The organism is Ekhidna algicida (genome assembly GCF_051379705.1).
Lineage (GTDB): Bacteria > Bacteroidota > Bacteroidia > Cytophagales > Cyclobacteriaceae > Ekhidna.
The window spans coordinates 564473-584278 of sequence record NZ_CP179868.1 but is presented as its reverse complement, the minus strand read 5'-3'; the positions used below and the strand labels follow the sequence as shown (position 1 = coordinate 584278).

Here is a 19806-nt window from a genome sequence, read left to right as displayed (position 1 = left end):
AATTCAAATCCTTGCAACTAGTCAACTCGCAGCTCGCAGCTCAAATTACTTCACCATAAACGACCCTTTCCCCATCAGGTAGTCATCGGTGTATACTTCCACCTTATGCTGACCCACTGCATAATCACTGCCTTTTATGTAGAGGTAGGTGACTTGCTGACTGCTCTTATCATAAAGAATCTCCTGCTTCGCGGTGTAGAACATCTCACGATTTTCGAAAGTAAACGAACCCGATCCCTTGGTTACATCAAAAAGGACATTTCCATCCGGAGCAATGATTCGTAGAAGCAGGTCTTTTCCTTCAATTGGAGCAATCTCATTTTCAACAACGGTAAACTGAATCTTAAGCTGCTCTATATGTCTATTTCGGTACTCACCTCCATCTCTTTCCTTGCCCTTATCATTGATCGCATTTACCCGCATGCCTTCTATCTGAAGCCTGGAAGCATAAGCTACCTTACTTGCTAACTCTGCTTTGTTTTCTTCTAATTGCTGTACGGTTTGATTCAATTGATTTTTTTCTACCTTAAGAGTAGTGTTCTCTTCGGAGAGTTGCTCGTTCAATACTTTCAATTGCTCAATTTCTTCATCTTTCAACAAAAGGAGTTCCTTATAGCCATCTACTCGATTATTGAGTTTAGTAATACGACCTCTTTGATACTGCGCATCTACCAATAACTGTTTTTTATCCGCTTCTAGCTGCGCCTTAATGGCTTCTAGCGTATCTACCTCACCACCAAGTTCTTTAATGGTTTGAATGCGTTGATCTAATTCATCACCTATGGAATCTAGTTTAGCCTGAGTAAGCAGAATTTCTTGAAATTGTCTTTCCTTTTCACCTTCAAGTTGTTGATTCTGATAATAGAAAAAGACAACTGCCGCTAACAGTAAGAATGTAATCACGATGAAAACAGGAGTCCTGTTTTTTTTAGGTGCTACATATGATGGTTGATTTTCTGATGTGTTATTCTCGTCCATGTGTTTGAATTATGCTCGCAAAAGTAGAAAATTGGCGAATCATTAGAAACGTAACGTGAAATGTTGTTTTGGCATATCTATTTTCGGAAAAATAAGTCCCGCCTGAAATAGGTCTATTGTTAGCCTAAACTCATCATTATCAACCATTTCTTTCCATCCTTTTAACATATCTTCTGACCAATAAATGTCGTGGATGACGATGCATTTGATTTGTGGACAATGTTTCAGTAAGTGGTCTAGGCAATATTTAACCGCTTCTGAACGATGATCAGCATCAATGAAGCAAATCTCGGGCTGCTCCCTCACTACCAATGCTTCGAATTCATCCTGTATAGTGCCAATTTTGATCTCTATTTTATGCTGTAAAAGCTTAGAAAATTGTTTCTTGGCAAGTGAAGCAATGATGGGAGAAGCTTCTATGGTATTCACTTTTTTTATCAGTTCCGGGCCTGCCATGTATAAGCTATTGATTCCTAACGAGGTGCCGGTCTCCAGCACTCTGGTAACTTTTAGGTGTTTGATTAGAAGATAAAGAAAAGCGGAAAACTTAGGCTCACTTAATGAGCTCTTGGAAATCGAGCTTACAGTCTTTCGATAGCTTTTTTTCTCCTTTAAGTCAAAGAGATCAATTATTTGGTGATCTGATTTTAGTTCGCTTCTAAGTTGCTCTACATTTTCCAGACGAAACTTGGCTGCCGGTTTGATCGCATTATTGAATAGATCGAACAGAAATGGAGAGTGCAAGCTGTGGGGGCCTACAGCCCTTAGCCGATACTTTAAATAGTGTCGTAATCTGAACAGGAAAAGCTTAATCAAGTGATTAGTTTAGTTTGAATGGTACCACCATCAAAAACTCTGGAATTTCTACATTAAAGAGTCGGCCGTCTAGAATTCGCTCCATGATGTAATAGCCCGCCATTTTTCCTATCCCAGATTTCAAATTACACCCTGAAACATATTGATGTATTTCACCAGGTTCTAATACAGGTTGTTTGCCAACCACACCATCACCATCCACTTCATGCTTGGAATGCGCAGCATCGATGATATCCCAATGTCGCGCTTTTAACTGTACGGTATTGCTTGAATTGTTTTCAATTGTGATTCTATAGGTAAAAACAAAGTGCTCATGTGCCGGTTGCGAATGCTCCGGCTGATAATTAGTTTCTACTGAAACTTTTATGCCTTTTGTTACTCCAGTAATCATATTCTTGGCGGACAATTTAATAGAAATTCAATTTAATTTACCAACATCAGGATCAAGTAATTTGTTATGGCCGTTAAAATAGAAGATAGCTGGCGAGTTCAGCTTGAAGAAGAGTTCGAAAAGGTATACTTCAAAGAGTTGATTTCTTTCGTCAAAGAGGAGTATGCAAACAAGCGCATATACCCTCCAGGCTCTTTGATTTTTAATGCCTTCGATCATTGTGGTTTCAACGAGGTAAAAGTGGTTATAGTTGGTCAGGACCCCTATCATGGGCACGGACAAGCCAATGGATTATGCTTTTCGGTGTCTGAAGGTGTTCGACATCCACCTTCACTGCAAAATATTTTTAAGGAAATTCAAAGCGATCTTCGAATACAAATCCCAAAATCAGGCAATTTGGAAAGATGGGCTGAGCAAGGAGTCCTACTATTAAATGCTACCCTAACTGTTGAAGCTTCAAAAGCCGGATCTCATCAAAACAAAGGCTGGGAAACATTTACTGATGCTGTGCTTGAAGTTGTATCCAAAGAAAAAGAGAATATAGTGTTCATTCTCTGGGGAGCATATGCTCAAAAGAAGGGATCTTTTCTAGACGATTCAAAACATTTAATCTTGAAATCTCCGCATCCATCACCTTTTTCGGCACACTCAGGATTTTTTGGATCAAAACCATTTTCAAAAACCAACCAATACCTTACATCTAAGGGTCTTACACCTATAAATTGGTAATTTCACGTTATTAAGTGAATAGATATTGATAGTTGTTCTATTAGAATGAAAAATATGAGGTTGGTAAAAAATAAGTTGGTTTTGTTAGTGCTGGTTTTCAGCAGTTTAGTTGGATGTAAGAAAGATGATGGTATATCGGTGCCACTTCAAAATGATGTGAACGAATTTATATGGCTAGGTATGAATGCCTACTATTACTGGGTAGCAGACGTTGAAGATCTTTCAACCGATAAGTACCCCACTTATAATGCATTATATGAATTCCTCAATACTTATAGTCAACCGAAAGCACTTTTCGATAACCTATTGTACGAAGATGATCGCTTTTCATGGTTTGTAGATGACTATGAAGTACTAGAAGCATCTTTTCAAGGAACATCTAAATCATTTGGATATGAGCTTGGATTGGTGAATCCGACCGGGACGAATCAGGTGTATGGTTACGTTAAATATGTGGTACCTGGCGGACCAGCCGAGAATGCGGGTATCGTAAGGGGAGATCTGTTTACAGAAGTAGACGGAACGCAATTGACTGTGGATAATTATATATCGCTCTTGTTCGATAGTGAAAGTTATACAATCACTTTATCGCAAATCCAGGATAACACGATCTCATCTACTGAAGAAGAAGTTTCCTTAGTATCAGTGGAATTGATTGAAAATCCGATTTTTCTCTCCAATATTCTTGAGGTTGATGGATTAAAAGTGGGGTATCTGGTATACAATCAATTTGTAAACAACAATGCTTATCATCAGGAAATGAATGATGTGTTTGGGGAGTTTAAAAGTGCCGGAATCAATGATCTGATTTTGGACTTAAGGTACAATAGGGGAGGGTCTGTGGATACATCTGTGATTTTAGCTTCACTTATTTATGGAGCAGGGGAGTCTAATGACGTTTTTTCTACTTTTAAATACAATCAAAGAATCGAAGAATCTTTGACAAACAACGGAGTTGACCTGAATGAATATTTTGTTTCTGCTTTACCAAATTCGAATGCCGCTTTAAACAGGTTAAGCATAGGACGGATTTTTATTTTAACTTCAGAAATTACTGCTTCTGCTTCTGAATTAATTATTTCAGGGCTAGATCCATATATGGACGTGACACTGATTGGAACGACAACCGTTGGTAAGAATTTGGGCTCTCAAACCATCTATGATTCACCGAATAATCGGAAGACCCCTGATAACAGTAATGTTAACCACACCAACCCGAATCATAAATATGCACTTCAGCCGATTATTGCCCGGTTTACAAATACTAATGACATTGATTACTCAAATGGCTTTGATCCCAACGTTGAGGTAAATGAAATTGATTACCTGGAAGACCTTAAGCCGTTGGGTGATCCTGCTGAACCACTACTGGCGGAAGCCCTGGGGATCATCACCGGAGTTGCCCGAATTGAGCGAAAGCCGGACAGTGGGATGAAGGCCATTTTGGAACACGAAAAAAATGACGTACGGAATACGATTCTGATTGACAGTAGAGTACTCGGAGATGTGATCTTCAACACTTTAAGTAGACAATAGGGATACACGTAATAGAAAATTTATTTTTTAAGAGTAGTTATTAGGAAAGAGAAATTACTTTGAAGGTTAACTTATTCCTAATAACTATGAAAACACTCAATCAATTTCTGCTATTTCTTATTATTATTGGATGTAACGAAATAAGCTTGGATCTATTAATGTAGATGCTAAAGGGATGCTGGACGATAATTTAAATTATCCGTCTTTGGATCACTTCATCACTGATTTATCTAGCAGTCAAATTAGCTTTCGAACCACAAATAAAGGAAGCTTTTTCTCTTATCATGATATGATGGACTCTCTTAGGAATTACGTATCTGAGGAGAAGCTATGTACTCACGAAGAGGCTTTAGCTTTTATAAATAACAATAAATTGTATTATCAACTTGAGTATGATAAGGATGGAGAGTTAAATGCCAGTGAAAGACTCAGATCATCAAAATTGAGCCATTACCTAAATTCAAAGGGTGAAATTGTGATTGGCAATGTCAATTATAGGCTTTCAGAAAATGATTTAATTCTTAAAGTACAAGGCAATGGTAACTAAAGCTAGGTCACACTCACCAGATATTGCTATAAATGATTGTTTAATTAGTTCTCTTGAAGATGACTGTACTCCACTCACATTAATTGAAGGAGGTGACGGGTCAAGCACTCTGAATTGCGGTTTGTACAAGGATTATCCAAATTACTTGGGATGTTCTAAAGGTAGGGGATTCACGACCTACACGGATGGCAATGAAAGGATTAAATATGAATCTTACCATGTTAGTAGTTCGTGTCGAGTACAATTTCAAGTACATGCGGTGTCTCAAAATAGATTTCTAAGAATATGGTGGGATGAATCAAGACCACTTAGAGGATATGCAGCTGAAAAAGTGAAATATTTGTTATGGGATGGCACTCCAGGAGAAACTTCCGCAGAATCAGGAATTATAGAAAGAACCACCTCACATTTGTATATACCTGTATGGGTTGTCCCACGTTCACAATGCACGACTAGCAATGGAACATATCGATGCTATGGATCTGATGATCGACATTATGAAGTTGATGCTTATTGGTTTTGGATTGATGATCAGTATGGTGCTGGAACTCGTATCCAAGAGTGTGATAAAAGTCAGGTTTGCACCGGAGATAGATGTCCTGACCCTTTTAGTGGAAGGCCAAACAATATATGTAATGATTGCCCAGTAGGGGACTACTTTTGTCTTAATGGGAATTGCATCCCAATAAATTGGTAATAGATTTCTTGTTTGAAAACGTATGAGCCACCATTTAGAACATTTTTATCGAGCCGACGGAGAAAAAAAGGCACTCCTTCCGGGGTGCCTTGCTTTGTTTTTTTTCCTTTTGTTAGGAACGGGCTTTTTTGTTGGCCTGCTTTTGCTGGTTAGATGGATTTCTTAGTTACTCAATCCCGTCAAATAGTCTGCTCCATCTGATCTTATTTATAAAGCTTGCATTGGTATCAAATGACATCCAGATAAATGAGGCTTCACCAACTATATTATCTTCTGGAACAAATCCCCAATACCTCGAATCATCAGATGCATGTCGGTTGTCACCCATCATAAAATAATAGTCTTTTGTAAAAGTGTATTCCTTAAGAAGCTCACCATTCACAGTTAATTGGTCAATATCAATCTCCACTGACTCATTACCTTCATAGTTTGTAATGGTAGATCCATACATCGCAAGATTCTCCTCGGTTACTTCAATAGTCATCCCTCTTGCAGGTACTGTCAGCGGCCCGAAGAAGTCCCTATTCCATCTAAAGTAGGTTGCATTTGGGAAAATGTTTCTTTCTGCCTCACCCTCTGGAATTAACTGCAAAGTCACACTTTCAACGAATGGTAGCTTTTCGAATCCAGTAGCCACGTCTGATGGCATCTGTACAAAGTATCCATTTGGATGACGTGAAACACTCGTGTACGGATTTACATTCAGATTTTCGAATACGCGCTCTCTAAGCGATTCATTTGTCCGAACAAAATATTGGTGCTGCATCAATGGAGGGTTTTCTTGCTCCTCACCATTCACATAGACTTGAGTGTCCTTAATTTCAATTGTTTCCCCAGCGATGGCGACACATCTTTTGATATAATGCGTTTTCAAATCCATTGGATGATAGTCCCCGTCTCTTCGCTGGTTGTAATTGTCATCTACAGGGTAGTTGAAAACAACTACATCATTTCTTTCTACTTTCCCGAGAGACGGAAGCCTTAAGCTGGGTAGTGAAACTCCAGGAATATATGATGGAATCTCTGTCCCCCAAATGGTTTGATGCGTAAGTGGTATTTGCAATGGAGTCTGTGGAGTCCTTGGACCATACTCAGCCTTACTCACAAACAAGAAATCACCTACCAACAGTGAACGTTCCATAGATCCTGTTGGAATGACATAGGCTTCCATAAAAATCCATCTGACAAATGTTGCACAGAAAACAGCAAACACAATCGCCTCAAACCACTCTTTACCAAAAGACTTTTTAGGTTTCGGAATCTCAGTTGCTTTATCGATATACTTAGTGTCAGACCAGGCTATATAGTTCATATAGATGGGTGCAAATACTACTCCTAATACTTGATCCAGATAAGTGTATTTTCCGAAAGATTTCATCAGGTCCAAATGCATGGTGAGGCCAACGAAAAAATTAATAACAGGGACAAAAAGAAGCAATACCCACCATTTTGGACGACCTACAATTTCAAGATGAATATAGTAGTTGAGTAATGGTACAAAACCTTTCCAGCCTTCTTTGCCTGCTTTCTCAAAGAATTTATAATAGGCTGTGCCCTGAAGTACGTACCAAAGGATTAGGAACGTAATGACAAAGACCGGATTAAAATCGTGAAAGTACATATAGTTAATTATCGTTAATAAAGTCTGACATTGTATAAACTCCTTTTTTTTGATAAATCCATTCACTCACCTTTACTACACCTTGAGCAAAAACGCTTCTATCATGTGCGGTGTGGGTGATGTCAATAGACTCTAAAGGAGACGAATAGCTTACGGTGTGCGTACCCGGTACGTTGGGGATACGCTCAGAAACTATTCCTAATTTTTTATGATCGGCAGATTCTGCGTTTATCCATTCAATAATGGACGGTTGAGAGGATAGTATCCCTTCAGCCAGCGTTATTGCAGTCCCACTTGGGCTATCTTTCTTTTCCGTATGGTGAATTTCCTTTATTGAAGGGGCAAAATTGAGCTGCGCCATTTTATCCGCGAGCCATTTATTTAGTTCAAAGAATAGGTTTACGCCTATACTGAAGTTAGAGGCATAAAGAAAGGTGCCATTATGCGTCTTGCATGCTTTTTCAACTTCAGGAAGTTTATCTATCCATCCTGTGGTGCCCGATATTACAGGAATATCATTTTTTATGCAGTGTACTATGTTGTTGAATGCTGACTCTGGCTGAGTAAATTCGATAGCAATATCAATCGATGTGTCGGTGAGTTCACTGAGGTCTGAACTGTCTTTTACAATCAAAGAAATTTGATGGTTGGATTCCTCGGCAATCCTTTCAATGGCTTTCCCCATTTTTCCATAACCAATCAAAGCAATTCTCATTAGCTAAAATTTCAGAACGAATGAAACTCCTACAGCCTGCGAAAATAATGGAGTTGACTGAATAGATGGCTCAATACCGAAAGCTAGTTTGTCATTGATCTTAAATTCTTCGAGGTGTGCAGAAACGTGGGCGTCCACAATTTGTAGAATATAAAAAGCTGAACCTAGGATGATTAGAAAATCTCGATTTCGTCTAAACACGTCCCTACTTCTCACAAGAGAGGATTCTGTTGATATAATGGAAGCGTATGGATTTGTCAGTCCTTTTGAGCTCAGCAATGCTGCATTTCTTAATCCATGATAAACTTTATTGTTGTAATTGATGAAGTGACCAAAAGTTAAAACCCCTGCGAGCACTATTGGTACTTTCCAATATTGGCTATTGTAGACTTGACCCATGCCGGGAAGTATTGCTGAGAGGAGGGCGGCTCTTTGTGGATTTAGCTCGGATATTTCTTCAAATAATTCGGCATCTTCTTCCGCTCGCACAAATGTAGAGTCGTCGATCAGAACTGGCTGATCTTGAGCCGAGCTTATGAAGCTGACGCAGATAAATCCAAGGACGAATACTAGCTTTTTCATCATTCGGGCGATTGGCTTACAAAGTTCGCGCCTAAAGCTGAATTATTAAGAGATTACGAGAAAAATACTTGCGGATCAATAAAATCAGTGGATTGCTATTAGAGATCCATGATGTCAAGAATACGATTTAATTCATCTGTTGAGGAAAAAGGTATCTTGATTTCACCCTTATTTTGATCATTGGATTTTATGGCGATTTTAGATCCAAAGTGAGAAGAAAGCTTAGTCTGAAGTTTTTTGATTTCAGGATCAATCGCTAGAGTTTTAGTCTCTTTTTCTTCTTTTTTATCTTTTGATCGAACAAGCTCTTCCACCTTTCTCACGGATAGATCTTGCTTAATGATTTGATTGAATATATCTAATTGAAGTGATACATCATCTACTGAAATAAGAGCTCTTGCATGCCCCATACTCAACTTTCCATCTCGTAAGGCCACCTGGATATCTGGTGGTAGTTTCAATAGGCGTAGGTAGTTGGTGACCGTGCTTCGGTTTTTACCGACCCGATCACCAAGCTGTTCTTGCTTTAAGTCACACTCTGCCAAGAGCCGCTGATAGCTCAACGCGATCTCAATTGCATTTAAATTCTCGCGTTGAATATTTTCAATAAGTGCCATCTCCAGCATCTGCTGATCATCCGCAATTCGGATATAGGCTGGAATGGTCTTTAAACCAGCTTTCTTGCTTGCTTGAAGTCTTCGTTCACCAGATATGAGTTGGAACTCTTTATCGCTAAGTGCACGAACTGTGATTGGTTGAATGATACCCTGAACTTTGATGGATTCTGCCAGATCATTCAAGGCACCTTCATCAAAATCAGTTCTTGGTTGCCAAGGATTGGTTTCAATCTTTGTGATTTCAATCTCGCTGATGGCACCTTTTGGCGTTGCGCCTGATCCACTAATTTTCTCTTTCTCTCCAGAATCTTCCAAAAGAGCTCCTAGGCCTCTTCCCAAGCCTGATCTTTTCTTGAATTTACTCTCTGCCATATTCTCTTCAGGCTGCTTTCACTTCGTTTCTTACTAAAATTTCTTTGGCTAGGTTGAGGTAGCTGATGGAACCTTTGCTATCTGCATCATGGGTAATTGCCGGCATACCAAAGCCAGGAGATTCACTCAGTTTGATATTTCTTGGAATCATCGTGTCAAACACCATGGATTCAAAATGCATTTTTACTTCCTCCACTACTTGGTTGGCAAGGTTGAGACGTACGTCATACATCGTGAGAAGTATACCTTCAATTTCTAAATCAGGGTTTAATCTGGTTTGAATGATTTTGATTGTGTTTAGCAATTTGCCTAATCCTTCCAGGGCAAAATATTCACATTGAACTGGCACAACTACTGAATCGGAGGCAGTAAGCGCATTAATAGTGATCAGGCCCAGTGATGGTGAGCAATCAATAATGATGAAGTCGTAATCATCTCTTATGTCAGCAAGTGCTTGCTTCATTTTTTCCTCACGCTCTTCAATATTGACCATCTCTACTTCCGCACCTACAAGATCGATATGAGAGGGTAGGAGATCTAAAAACTTGATCTGCGTATCTACAATGCTTTCTTTGGCGCTAGCACCGTCTACCATGCATTCGTATATGCTCACTTCTACTTCTTTAGGATCAACGCCGACACCAGATGTTGCATTGGCTTGCGGATCTGCATCCACGATAAGCGTTTTGAATTCAAGAGCAGCTAGACTTGCTGCAAGGTTGATTGCAGAAGTTGTCTTACCTACTCCTCCTTTTTGATTTGCAATAGCAATGATTTTACCCATAGTTTCGTTTTCAGATGTGATTTTAGGTAGCGTAAAGGACACAAATATATCCAACCTAATCTCAAGATAGTCATGTTGTGAATAACTTGTGTAAAAAAGAAAAACCTTGATTCAATGAACTAGAACCAAGGTTTTTAACGTAGATATCAACAATCTATTTTTTCTTTTTACTCTTTTTTTGCGCTTCTTGATTTGCCTTCATTGCTTCCTCAAGTCTGGTCTGAAATTTAGACTTCTTCTTATTGGCATTCTTCTTCTTATTATCCTGCAGCAGTTTGTGAATTTTATCTTCATCAATAATTTTTCTAAATAGTACAGTTTGACCAAATGTGGTCATATTGGATACGAAGTAATAGAAAGTTAGTCCGGAAGCGTAGCTATTCAACACAAAAAGGAACATAATTGGCATCATGTACTGGAGTGTTTTCATTGGGCCTTGAACCGTTGTGATTTGGCTGTTACTCCAGGTGTATAGAATTGTGGAAAGTGTCATCAATAGTGTGAAAAGACTTACATGATCGCCATAGAATGGAATCTCAAATGGGAGATTTAGCACACTGTCATATGTAGATAGATCATGCGCCCACAAGAACGCCTGTTGTCTTAATTCTACCGCATTTGGAAAGAAGAAAAACAGCGAGAACAAGATTGGCATCTGGAGCAACATTGGGATGCATCCGCTAACGGGATTAATTCCCACTTGCTGGTAAAGTTTCATTTGCTCCTGCTGAGCTTTCTGAGCATCTCCTTCATGCTTAGCCTTGAGCTCATCTAGTTCTGGTTTCATTGCTCGCATCTTTGCCATTGACATATGTGATTTCCAGGTCAATGGAGATAGAATCAATCGAATGACAATCACAACAATTAATATGATGATACCATAATTGGTGAAGAATCGCTCAAGAAAGTGGAAAATAGGGATGATGAGGTATTTGTTTACCACTGGAAGCGGACCCCATCCCATATCCAGATTTTCTTCAAATTCGGGAGTTACCTTTCTAAGGATATTGTATTTATTAGACCCAAAGTAGTAACGTGCATTGAAACCATTGGCAAAATCTGAATAAGGAATCAGCATTTGCATAGACATGTTTTTCACAGATGTGGTATCTGCAAAATCAACCGTTTGGCTAATGTATCCGGACTTAAATGACGTTTTTGCAATGATCGCTGCTGAAAAGAATTTCTGCTTAAATGAAACCCACTTTACTTGGGTACCAAGTGTTTCGTCTTCGAACTCGGTCGAACGCTGTGATAACTCGTCATATTCATCATCTGCTCGATAGTATCTTACGTTACTATTTAATCGTCCATCATCCAGATTTTGCTCTGCTCTATTTATGGCATGAGTCCAGTTGAAATTGACATCTGTTGGATTTAGAATACTATTCAACCCCGTAGCCTCTATGCTGTAGGCTACTTCAAATCCAGTTGGAGGGATAAGGTACTTTTGTATAATGGAGAAATTTCCGTCCGACAGAACATAGGATACTTGTGTGGTGTCTCCAAAACTCTTAATACTCGGCACATAGGATAATTCTGATAAGTTTATTTTCCTTCCATTATGGTCTACAATTAGATCTGTTTTAGACTTGGAACCATCTATAAGTACTAATGGATTGCCCAGATAATCTTTGTGATTCTTTAAAACCACATCCTTTATCCTTCCTCCCTTATTGGAAAATGAGATCGATAGCTCATTATTCTCTATGGTTTTTAATGCTTCCTCGCCTTCTGATGCGAAAGCGAAAGCTCCGTATTGTTGAACATTCAGAGATGCTTTCACTGAGTCAGGAATACTTGGAACCATTGTGGTGGAATCTGCAGGTGCCGCTTCTGCCACAATTTCTGAAACTGGTTGCTCTTCCTGTGTAGTCAGTTCTTCAGGAACTGGTGGTTCTGGGGCAAACCAGGTAAAGTAAACTGCCAATAAGGCAAACATTAGGATTAGTCCTATAAATTGATTTCGATCCATTTAAGATGAATTATGCCTCTTGACTTTTCTTGTGATCAAGTGACGCTTTGACAAATTTTACAAATAGTGGATGCGGATCCATTACGGTTGACTTCAATTCTGGATGGTATTGAGTTCCAACAAACCAAGGATGGTCCTTTATCTCCATAATTTCTACCAGGTTAGTGTCAGGATTGATTCCTGTGGCAGTCATCCCGGCATTTTCATATTCCTCTAGAAACTTATTATTAAACTCATATCTATGGCGATGGCGTTCCATGATTTTCTTCGACCCGTAAGCAGCGTAAGCCTTACTTCCTTTTTTAAGTTCGCAAACATAAGCCCCAAGTCGCATCGTTCCTCCCATATCTTTAATGTTTTTCTGGCTTTCCATTAAATCAATGACTGGATAAGAGGTTTTTGCCATTTCTTTACTATTGGCTTTTTTCATGCCTAGCACGTTTCTGGCAAACTCAATCACAGCACACTGCATGCCAAGACAGATCCCGAAAAATGGAATCTTATTTTCTCGCGCATATTGAACGGCGTATATCTTTCCTTCGATCCCGCGCTCGCCAAAACCTGGAGCAACCAGGATACCATCTAATCCGCCTAGTGCCTTATTTACATTATCTCCATCCAATTCTTCGGCGTGGATCCACTTCACATTAACCTTGCACTCATTGGCAGATCCTGCATGAATGAAAGATTCAGCAATTGACTTATATGCATCTTGCAGTTCAACATACTTGCCCACCAACCCAATATTCACAGAATCTGTTGGGTTTTTTAACCTACCAAGAAATTCCTTCCACTTATCAATCTTAGGCTCCTTTTTGTAAGGCATCTTAAACTTGGTGAGTACTCGCTCATCCAGCTTTTCCTTACGCATTAATATTGGTACATCGTAGATGGTAGGTGCGTCCAATGCTTCGATGACTGAATTGATAGGAACGTTACAAAAAAGTGCTAACTTTTTTCTGATCTCTTGAGTGATTGGATATTCTGAGCGACACACTAAAATATCCGGCTGAATACCAGCCTCTAAAAGCTCCTTAACTGAATGTTGGGTAGGCTTTGTCTTCAACTCTCCGGATGCCTTGAGGTAAGGGATCAAGGTTAGGTGAATAGAAATGCTATTCGTTGGGCCGAGCTCGAATTTAGCTTGTCTTACTGCCTCGACAAATGGCAATGACTCAATATCGCCGACGCATCCACCGATCTCAGTAATGACAACATCATATTTTCCTGTTTCACCAAGCTTGTAGATGTTGTTTTTAATTTCATCAGTAATGTGAGGAATAACTTGTACTGTTTTTCCCAGAAATTCACCTTGACGTTCTTTTTGAATAACGTTATAGTAAATTCTACCGGTAGTGACGTTATTGGCTTGGGAGGTTTCAATGCTAAGGAAGCGCTCATAATGACCAAGATCCAGATCAGTTTCTGCTCCATCATTGGTAACGTAGCATTCACCATGCTCATATGGATTAAGTGTACCCGGATCAATATTGATATAGGGATCAAATTTCTGAATGGTTACGGATAAGCCTCTGGCCTGTAGTAGTTTGCCAAGAGAAGCTGCGATGATTCCCTTTCCGAGGGAAGATGTTACACCGCCCGTAACAAAAATGTATTTCGTTTTAGACATGAAGAGCGTTTTCCTTTTTCCTTGTTACGGGATGCAAAGGTAGGTTATTATTCCTTTTCGGCAGTGATTATTTGAAAGGTATTCTGTAGGAAATTGAAGCGCCAAAATATCCGATTGGATCTATAGCTATTAACTCCTCTCCCGGAAGTTGAACAGGAATGCTATATGTGTAGCTCAAAAGAATATAGAAGCGATTGGTTGATAATGATAAAGGTAAAGTGAACGCATAGTTCAGTACACCGAAGGCATTGCTATTCACTTCCTCCGCAATAGAATATCCTTCGTTAGCTATGGTTTGCAAAGCTAGTCGATCCTGTGGCGATAGGTTTGACGAGTTTCTAAGATCAAACAAAAGCTGGTTTCGTGTTTGTTGGGAAATTGAATTGTTTTCAAATGCACGCCATATGAGTATTCCTAGCAATGCTTTCTGCTTGTCTGTGAGATTAGCAAAAGATTCAAGACGTTTAATCTTGTTGGCAGTTTGTTCACTTACTTGTTGATTGGTAATTCGCAATTGTGTGATGTCACTATTACCGATCATCATGTTTGCAGTTGGATACAGGTTTATGCTTTTAAAAATCCACCATTTGCCGAGGTTGATGTTTCCACTAAGATTAGTGATAATTCTATTGGCCGCTTCCTCGCCAAACAGAAAGGAATAATCTACTGAGCCAAATCCCCATTTAAAGTCATAGCTGATGGAAGCTCCCAAAGAGGATGTTAGTGGGTTATCTGAAGAATCTTTAGGATTGTAAAACCATTTTTCTGCATCTACCGAATAGCTCCATTTAGGATTTTTGAAATTGCCTAAATATCCGATGGACAAAACTGTTGGGTTGTAATTCGGATCTACTCCGCTGTTCCAATATCCAGCTAAGTCAGTATAAAAGCCAGATTTATGATAGTAGGAAATGCCTGGCGAAATCCCACTTTGGCTGATGTTGTAATCTCTACCTGCGCTAGTGACATTGGTCGTAAACCCTAGGCGAATATTCAGTTCGCTGGCAGGTTCAAAGTCCATAGAAAACAGACTATCAATCAAGGTGAAGATAGAGAGCGAATCCATCTCGTCTTCAATGGCTTTTAGCTGTTCGGCATAACTTAATTCATCTTGTGAATAAGATGAAATTGTCAGTGTCAGCAACACCAATATGGTGGCAGTTCGACGCATCAGGTAGGGTAGGTGATTTTAATTCCGTCGATCGTTTAAACGATCGTTATTTCGTTCTTGCTTCTGTCGTTTCATCTGCTGAGCTCGTAGCCTTCTAATTAGCATCTCTTTGAAATCAGTCTCTGCTTTTCTTAAGCTATTGAGTTGGCGAGTAGTTATCACTTTCTGTAAACGAACTGAATACTGCTGTTCTAGTTTCAACTGTCGCTCTTTCACTTGATTAGCCATTTCCAGCATCTTCTTGTTCTCTTCTTCAGAGGCTTTATTTGGGTCAAATGTTCTCCTGGCCTGATCAAAATCTCTTCTGACCTCTTTCCTTTGATTGATAAACTCCCGATAGATCGGCCAGAACTTTTCTGCTTGCTGAGGTGTAAGCTCTAGCCGCTCAGTAATTAAAGCAATCTTGGCAGCTTCTATCTTCTTCATGGCCTCTGGGCTTTGTGAGAAAGCATCAAATGATATGAATGCCGCTATTAATATTATTATTCGTTTCATTTTTATAAGTATTCGTCTGCTAAATCATATTCCAGTAGTACATCATCGATGGCCTCATCATCAAGATCAATTCCATCTAAGACATCTGTATTTTCAAATTCCAGTTCGTTTGCCTCATCACCAATTGCTGAGGCTATATCGTATTCATCTAAATCAATTTGATCAAGGTATGCTGCGATCTCATTTTGAGGAATTTCAGCTAGTAGTTCTTCAGGCGAAGGATCGTCATGAGGCAAGATGAAGACAAAGGTCACTAACAGAAGGAGAGATGCCGCAAGGGCAAGGCTCCAAGATGGGATTCGATTCAGTTGTGGTTTCGTTTCTGTGGAGATTCTTTGCTGAATCTTCATAGGCAAATCTTCAAAGTAACCATCAGGTACTTTAAGCGTTTCTTTTTTTTCGATATCGTCAAGTTTATACTTCATCTCGTGTTTCTTAGATTCTCCCAATGATCGAAGGTTTAATCGGGATTTATAAATTCTTCAATTTTTTTCACTGCATGATGATAACTGGCCTTCAATGCTCCAATACTGGTTCCGGTTATTTCAGCAATTTCAGAAAATTTCATATCCTCATAATATTTCATATTAAACACCAGTCGTTGCTTGTCAGGTAGTTTTAACAAAGCTTTTTGCAATTTCATTTGTACTTCATCTCCTGTAGGTTCAACCGCACTCGTAAGCTTTTCTGTAAGCTCACCTTCCAAATCGTGTATTGGCAAGAAGAATCGCTTTTTCTTTTTCCTTAAAAAGTTCAGACACTCATTTGTTGCGATTCGATATATCCATGTATATAGTTTCGAATCTGCTCGAAATTTGTCCAGGTTATGCCAAACTTTCACAAAAATCTCCTGAACCAGGTCGTCAGCATCATCATGATCTATGACCATCTTACGCACATGCCAATAGATGCGCTCTTGATACTCTCGTACCAGCAGATTGAACCCGTAATTACGAGTTTCTTCTTCACGAATCTTTTCTACGATCAGATCTTCCAATTTTTTTCAGGTGGGTACGAGTCTTAGATGCTAAAGATAGCAGATGGTTTAATCTCTATCTAAATATTTATCGAAGCAACCTTTTCTTTAAAATGTTGTTACATTTAATGTAACTGTATCTAAAATAAAAATGGGAATAGCAGAAGAAATAAAGCAAGAAAAATTCAAAAGTGAATTTTCGAAGGCAGTTGTTAATATTCTTTACACTAATTCTTGGATGAATCAGCAGAACTCTGAGCTCTTTAAATCCAATGGATTAACAACTCCGCAATTTAATATCCTGAGAATTCTAAGAGGGCAACATCCAAAACCTGCTACAGTCAACTTACTGATAGAGCGTATGCTTGATAAAAGCTCAAACGCCTCTCGAATTGTGGATAGATTGGAAGAGAAGGGCTTGGTTGTCCGTAAACAATGCTCGAAAGACAGAAGAGCCGTAGATGTTTTAATCTCTGATAGAGGCTTAGATCTACTAAATAAGATGGATGAAGAAATGGATCAATGGGAGTCTGAGAATAGAAAGCTTTCGGAGAAAGAGGCTGAAACACTAAACTACTTACTGGATAAGCTCAGGAGCTAACCCAAATCTTTTAGAGTTTCCAGAATTCCAGCAACAGCTCCTTTTTTACGAATGATCAGAAGTGGAATATTTTCATTTATCCGTATCATTCGTTCTGCCTTGCTTCCAATAAATAATGCAGATGTTGTTGTCCTGCCTTTGGCACCCATCACAATTAAATCCACTTTCTTTTTATTGGCTTCCTTAAGCGCTAAGTCAATGATTTTTCCATCTTTATCTTGAGAGTATACAGGAATAAGCTCTTGAGATGATTTATCAACTTTTTTAATCAGGATTTCTAAATCTTTTGAGGCATGTCCTTTCATGATCTCCGAAAACTCTTCATAGGTTTTGCCAGAGTATCGATAACTGGAAGGTACCTGATAGACATTTTGCAAATAAATCTTAGACTTAAGATCCTTTGTAAGGAGTAAGATCCTTTTTAATGAAAGCGATGAATAATCTGAAAAATCAACAGGAATAAAGATCTTGTCCAATTTTAGCTCAACACCTGCTGGAATCATTAAAAGATTGCAGGGAGCTCTTCTAGCCACTCGTGTGCTAAGAACTGAGTCACTTGTTTTTTTACGTCCAAGGATCAGCAAGTCCGACTTTAGGTCATTTGCAACTTTGAGTATTTCTTTTGTTTCTCCACCCTGACGAACCAGAATCTTTGTAGGCACATCACATTTGAAATGTTTGGCAATGAGTTTTTTGATTTCATCTTCTCTTTCCTTAAGAGCCTTATCCAAAAGATCTGGGAACTCTTTTAATACTGAATCGGGTAGGTTGAAGTCTTTTATAACATTGAGAAAGATTATCTGCGTGGCTCCAGCTGACTTGCTTAGAGAACAAGCATTCTCTATGAGGCCTTTGTCCATATCTGAATGGTCAAGGCAAACAACAATTTTTTTAAGCGGTGCGATCAATTTTTTGGGTGTTTGTTAGTGCAAAGGTATCATTGATATTTCATCAATCAATACAGTTATTCTTTTTTTCGAAATATTTTTTCTTCAAATCATCATGTTCAAGAATTAATACTCTGAAAACAAGAAATAGTTTCGTTTAAACAGAAGATTATTCTATTTTTTCCATCAAATCACAGAGCATTTCGATAGACTCCTTCGAGTGTGTAGGAAAGTTAGCGATTCTAACGTGGCTTTCTTTGTACGGGCCATAGCCTGATCCTAGCATTAATCCCTTTTTTCCAAAGAATTGAATGATTTCTTTGGATCGGGATGAACTAGCTACTATGGTTGTTTTAGACCGATGCTTTTTGGAAGAAACAAAGTGATCAAGGTGTGGATGACTTTCTACCATTTGATTAAGAATTGCCGCTTTGTATGTGGAGTCATTTCGCATTCGCTGCACTCCGGCCTGCAAGATGTCCTGAGCCACCTTTCCAAGTAGGTAGATAAAAAGCATGTTGGGTGTCTCTGGAGTCTGATGCTTATCTCCAAACTTTTTCAAGTTCGGAAGTGCTCGATAAGAACCTAAGGATGTCTTTTTTACTCGATTGCCAGCCACTTCATGACACCTGTCGTTCGCAATCCATACGCTAAGGCCACTTGGTAACCCAAAAGCTTTTTGAACAGAAAAGTAGGCTGTATCTAGATTTTTGAAGTTTATGGGTAGGGAAGGTGCAGCACTTACAATGTCCAGTGCAATAAGTTTATCTGGATAGTTATTTCTCAGAATTTCGATTTCTTCTTCTAAGAAACTGTGACCAACGCTGGTTTCATTTTTGGTGATTCCAATAAGTTCCGCTTCTGCAGGAACATTCCAGTCGTTGAAGTCATGACCGTCATCAACTTTGAGACAAGTGCTTGACTTTTTATGTGAAATTGCAAAATCGTAAAATTTCTGACTGAAAGCACCATTCACAAAGTGGTGCGAGTTTTTATCAACCAAATTTTGAATAATGCGATCCCAGGCTTCATTTGCAGAGTTGAGGAAGTAAATGCTATAGCCCTCAGGAAGGTCTAACAATTCACTCAAGGCTTCAGTCGTTTCCTGAACTACTTTGATAAATTCTTTACTTCTATGTGAAATAGAAGGGATGTCGTGAAAAAGCGCCTTTTTGAAATGCTCCTCAAATGTGTAGAAAAGCTGGGAAGGACCTGGTGTAAAATAGATTTTATTGGACATAAAAAAAGCTCTTAAACTAAGAGCATTATAATATTAAATAGACGATTTAGGTTCTAGTCAAACTCTAGTTTCCATCCATTTGAATGTTCTATTGATAATTTTAAGTGCCAATTTGATTTTCTTCACACTTATCATCTCTCTAGATTCATCATACATAGTAACGCCATCAGCGAAAAGTAGCACTTGTGGATACTCGTTCATCACACCGGCCATATCTGTAACGGCTTCCGCTACCTCTTTGTCCTTCATCACATCAATGATATATAAATCAAGATTTTCCGGTGAAATAGTCCAGTCTCTCTCGAGCGTTTCTAACGCTTGAGCGCTTTCGGGAGCTGAAGGTCTGTGTTTAAAAACGAGCGCAGGCTTTTCTTTGGAGCGTTCTACAAGTCTGTTGAACTCCTCTATAGTACTAAGCGATTTCCAATTAAGCGGATAACTCATTA

At 39.0% G+C, this 19806-nt stretch carries 22 protein-coding genes; 5 read left to right on the top strand and 17 right to left on the bottom strand.

From position 1 onward, the window contains the following. Positions 1 to 45: 45 nt before the first annotated feature. The 3 genes from ACL8WY_RS02380 to apaG are packed head-to-tail and all read right to left on the bottom strand — an operon-like array spanning position 46 to position 2185. Positions 46 to 978, bottom strand: coding sequence for a chromosome segregation protein SMC (locus tag ACL8WY_RS02380; protein ID WP_436516719.1), 933 nt, complete (start codon positions 976 to 978; stop codon positions 46 to 48). Positions 979 to 1020: 42 nt separating this feature from the next. Further along, positions 1021 to 1794, bottom strand: a complete 774-nt coding sequence (locus ACL8WY_RS02375) for an O-methyltransferase (protein WP_436516718.1) — start codon at positions 1792 to 1794, stop codon at positions 1021 to 1023. 4 nt (positions 1795 to 1798) lie between these two features. Further along, the gene (gene apaG, locus ACL8WY_RS02370; protein WP_436516717.1) at positions 1799 to 2185 is read right to left on the bottom strand and encodes a Co2+/Mg2+ efflux protein ApaG; all 387 of its coding nucleotides are present in this window, start codon (positions 2183 to 2185) and stop codon (positions 1799 to 1801) included. 66 nt (positions 2186 to 2251) lie between these two features. On the opposite strand from apaG, the gene ACL8WY_RS02365 reads away from it, so the two are divergent. From ACL8WY_RS02365 to ACL8WY_RS02350, 4 genes are all read left to right on the top strand, one after another. Beyond that, positions 2252 to 2914: a uracil-DNA glycosylase gene (locus tag ACL8WY_RS02365; protein ID WP_436516715.1), complete on the top strand. Its 663-nt coding sequence runs from the start codon at positions 2252 to 2254 to the stop codon at positions 2912 to 2914. Between the two features lie 54 nt (positions 2915 to 2968). Continuing rightward, complete coding sequence (locus ACL8WY_RS02360; RefSeq protein ID WP_436516714.1) at positions 2969 to 4450, top strand: S41 family peptidase; 1482 nt, start codon at positions 2969 to 2971, stop codon at positions 4448 to 4450. 205 nt (positions 4451 to 4655) lie between these two features. Beyond that, positions 4656 to 4997 carry a hypothetical protein gene (locus ACL8WY_RS02355; RefSeq protein ID WP_436516713.1) on the top strand — a complete coding sequence of 114 codons (342 nt, stop codon included), beginning with the start codon at positions 4656 to 4658 and terminating at the stop codon, positions 4995 to 4997. Positions 4998 to 5455: 458 nt separating this feature from the next. Then, a complete protein-coding gene (locus ACL8WY_RS02350) occupies positions 5456 to 5647 on the top strand; it encodes a hypothetical protein (protein ID WP_436516712.1) in 192 nt (63 codons plus the stop codon). A gap of 213 nt (positions 5648 to 5860) precedes the next feature. Here ACL8WY_RS02350 and lepB read toward each other — a convergent pair whose 3' ends face one another. The 11 genes from lepB to ACL8WY_RS02295 form a co-directional block, all read right to left on the bottom strand. Beyond that, positions 5861 to 7315, bottom strand: a complete 1455-nt coding sequence (gene lepB / locus ACL8WY_RS02345; protein ID WP_436516710.1) for a signal peptidase I — start codon at positions 7313 to 7315, stop codon at positions 5861 to 5863. Positions 7316 to 7319: 4 nt separating this feature from the next. Continuing rightward, entirely contained in the window at positions 7320 to 8030 is a 711-nt protein-coding gene (gene dapB / locus ACL8WY_RS02340) for a 4-hydroxy-tetrahydrodipicolinate reductase (protein ID WP_436516709.1), read from the bottom strand. Positions 8031 to 8033: 3 nt separating this feature from the next. Further along, on the bottom strand, positions 8034 to 8615 hold the full coding sequence (locus tag ACL8WY_RS02335; protein ID WP_436516708.1) for a DUF5683 domain-containing protein: 582 nt from the start codon (positions 8613 to 8615) through the stop codon (positions 8034 to 8036). Between the two features lie 95 nt (positions 8616 to 8710). After that, positions 8711 to 9601, bottom strand: coding sequence for a ParB/RepB/Spo0J family partition protein (locus tag ACL8WY_RS02330; protein ID WP_436516706.1), 891 nt, complete (start codon positions 9599 to 9601; stop codon positions 8711 to 8713). 7 nt (positions 9602 to 9608) lie between these two features. Continuing rightward, positions 9609 to 10385 (bottom strand): ParA family protein, encoded by a 777-nt coding sequence (locus ACL8WY_RS02325; protein ID WP_436516705.1) that lies wholly within the window; start codon positions 10383 to 10385, stop codon positions 9609 to 9611. A gap of 154 nt (positions 10386 to 10539) precedes the next feature. Then, positions 10540 to 12360 carry a membrane protein insertase YidC gene (gene yidC, locus ACL8WY_RS02320; RefSeq protein WP_436516704.1) on the bottom strand — a complete coding sequence of 607 codons (1821 nt, stop codon included), beginning with the start codon at positions 12358 to 12360 and terminating at the stop codon, positions 10540 to 10542. 10 nt (positions 12361 to 12370) lie between these two features. Next, positions 12371 to 13990, bottom strand: coding sequence for a CTP synthase (locus ACL8WY_RS02315; RefSeq protein WP_436516703.1), 1620 nt, complete (start codon positions 13988 to 13990; stop codon positions 12371 to 12373). 67 nt (positions 13991 to 14057) lie between these two features. Then, positions 14058 to 15161 carry a hypothetical protein gene (locus ACL8WY_RS02310; RefSeq protein WP_436516702.1) on the bottom strand — a complete coding sequence of 368 codons (1104 nt, stop codon included), beginning with the start codon at positions 15159 to 15161 and terminating at the stop codon, positions 14058 to 14060. A gap of 18 nt (positions 15162 to 15179) precedes the next feature. Beyond that, a complete protein-coding gene (locus ACL8WY_RS02305; RefSeq protein ID WP_436516700.1) occupies positions 15180 to 15656 on the bottom strand; it encodes a hypothetical protein in 477 nt (158 codons plus the stop codon). A gap of 2 nt (positions 15657 to 15658) precedes the next feature. Then, positions 15659 to 16081, bottom strand: a complete 423-nt coding sequence (locus ACL8WY_RS02300) for a hypothetical protein (protein WP_436516699.1) — start codon at positions 16079 to 16081, stop codon at positions 15659 to 15661. A 35-nt stretch (positions 16082 to 16116) separates the two neighbouring features. Continuing rightward, on the bottom strand, positions 16117 to 16653 hold the full coding sequence (locus ACL8WY_RS02295; protein WP_436516698.1) for an RNA polymerase sigma factor: 537 nt from the start codon (positions 16651 to 16653) through the stop codon (positions 16117 to 16119). Positions 16654 to 16783: 130 nt separating this feature from the next. On the opposite strand from ACL8WY_RS02295, the gene ACL8WY_RS02290 reads away from it, so the two are divergent. Next, a complete protein-coding gene (locus ACL8WY_RS02290) occupies positions 16784 to 17233 on the top strand; it encodes a MarR family winged helix-turn-helix transcriptional regulator (protein ID WP_436516696.1) in 450 nt (149 codons plus the stop codon). Here ACL8WY_RS02290 and ACL8WY_RS02285 read toward each other — a convergent pair. From ACL8WY_RS02285 to ACL8WY_RS02275, 3 genes are all read right to left on the bottom strand, one after another. Further along, positions 17230 to 18093, bottom strand: coding sequence for a universal stress protein (locus tag ACL8WY_RS02285; protein ID WP_436516695.1), 864 nt, complete (start codon positions 18091 to 18093; stop codon positions 17230 to 17232). The two genes, ACL8WY_RS02290 and ACL8WY_RS02285, sit on opposite strands and share 4 nt — an antisense overlap. A gap of 196 nt (positions 18094 to 18289) precedes the next feature. After that, complete coding sequence (locus tag ACL8WY_RS02280) at positions 18290 to 19360, bottom strand: aminotransferase class V-fold PLP-dependent enzyme (protein ID WP_436516694.1); 1071 nt, start codon at positions 19358 to 19360, stop codon at positions 18290 to 18292. 57 nt (positions 19361 to 19417) lie between these two features. Further along, positions 19418 to 19804, bottom strand: a complete 387-nt coding sequence (locus ACL8WY_RS02275; protein ID WP_436516693.1) for a monothiol bacilliredoxin BrxC family protein — start codon at positions 19802 to 19804, stop codon at positions 19418 to 19420. Positions 19805 to 19806: the final 2 nt, after the last annotated feature.

Excerpts from the sequence above, each read along its gene's own strand:
- ACL8WY_RS02360 (WP_436516714.1), top strand. The coding sequence starts at position 2,969 with ATGAGGTTGGTAAAAAATAAGTTGGTTTTGTTAGTGCTGGTTTTCAGC.
- ACL8WY_RS02325 (WP_436516705.1), bottom strand. The coding sequence starts at position 10,385 with ATGGGTAAAATCATTGCTATTGCAAATCAAAAAGGAGGAGTAGGTAAG.
- ACL8WY_RS02380 (WP_436516719.1), bottom strand. The coding sequence starts at position 978 with ATGGACGAGAATAACACATCAGAAAATCAACCATCATATGTAGCACCT.
- ACL8WY_RS02310 (WP_436516702.1), bottom strand. The coding sequence starts at position 15,161 with ATGCGTCGAACTGCCACCATATTGGTGTTGCTGACACTGACAATTTCA.
- ACL8WY_RS02330 (WP_436516706.1), bottom strand. The coding sequence starts at position 9,601 with ATGGCAGAGAGTAAATTCAAGAAAAGATCAGGCTTGGGAAGAGGCCTA.
- ACL8WY_RS02335 (WP_436516708.1), bottom strand. The coding sequence starts at position 8,615 with ATGATGAAAAAGCTAGTATTCGTCCTTGGATTTATCTGCGTCAGCTTC.
- ACL8WY_RS02275 (WP_436516693.1), bottom strand. The coding sequence starts at position 19,804 with ATGAGTTATCCGCTTAATTGGAAATCGCTTAGTACTATAGAGGAGTTC.
- ACL8WY_RS02315 (WP_436516703.1), bottom strand. The coding sequence starts at position 13,990 with ATGTCTAAAACGAAATACATTTTTGTTACGGGCGGTGTAACATCTTCC.
- ACL8WY_RS02290 (WP_436516696.1), top strand. The coding sequence starts at position 16,784 with ATGGGAATAGCAGAAGAAATAAAGCAAGAAAAATTCAAAAGTGAATTT.
- ACL8WY_RS02285 (WP_436516695.1), bottom strand. The coding sequence starts at position 18,093 with ATGGACAAAGGCCTCATAGAGAATGCTTGTTCTCTAAGCAAGTCAGCT.
- ACL8WY_RS02300 (WP_436516699.1), bottom strand. The coding sequence starts at position 16,081 with ATGAAGTATAAACTTGACGATATCGAAAAAAAAGAAACGCTTAAAGTA.
- apaG (WP_436516717.1), bottom strand. The coding sequence starts at position 2,185 with ATGATTACTGGAGTAACAAAAGGCATAAAAGTTTCAGTAGAAACTAAT.
- ACL8WY_RS02350 (WP_436516712.1), top strand. The coding sequence starts at position 5,456 with ATGGAACATATCGATGCTATGGATCTGATGATCGACATTATGAAGTTG.
- ACL8WY_RS02280 (WP_436516694.1), bottom strand. The coding sequence starts at position 19,360 with ATGTCCAATAAAATCTATTTTACACCAGGTCCTTCCCAGCTTTTCTAC.
- lepB (WP_436516710.1), bottom strand. The coding sequence starts at position 7,315 with ATGTACTTTCACGATTTTAATCCGGTCTTTGTCATTACGTTCCTAATC.
- yidC (WP_436516704.1), bottom strand. The coding sequence starts at position 12,360 with ATGGATCGAAATCAATTTATAGGACTAATCCTAATGTTTGCCTTATTG.
- dapB (WP_436516709.1), bottom strand. The coding sequence starts at position 8,030 with ATGAGAATTGCTTTGATTGGTTATGGAAAAATGGGGAAAGCCATTGAA.
- ACL8WY_RS02365 (WP_436516715.1), top strand. The coding sequence starts at position 2,252 with ATGGCCGTTAAAATAGAAGATAGCTGGCGAGTTCAGCTTGAAGAAGAG.
- ACL8WY_RS02305 (WP_436516700.1), bottom strand. The coding sequence starts at position 15,656 with ATGAAACGAATAATAATATTAATAGCGGCATTCATATCATTTGATGCT.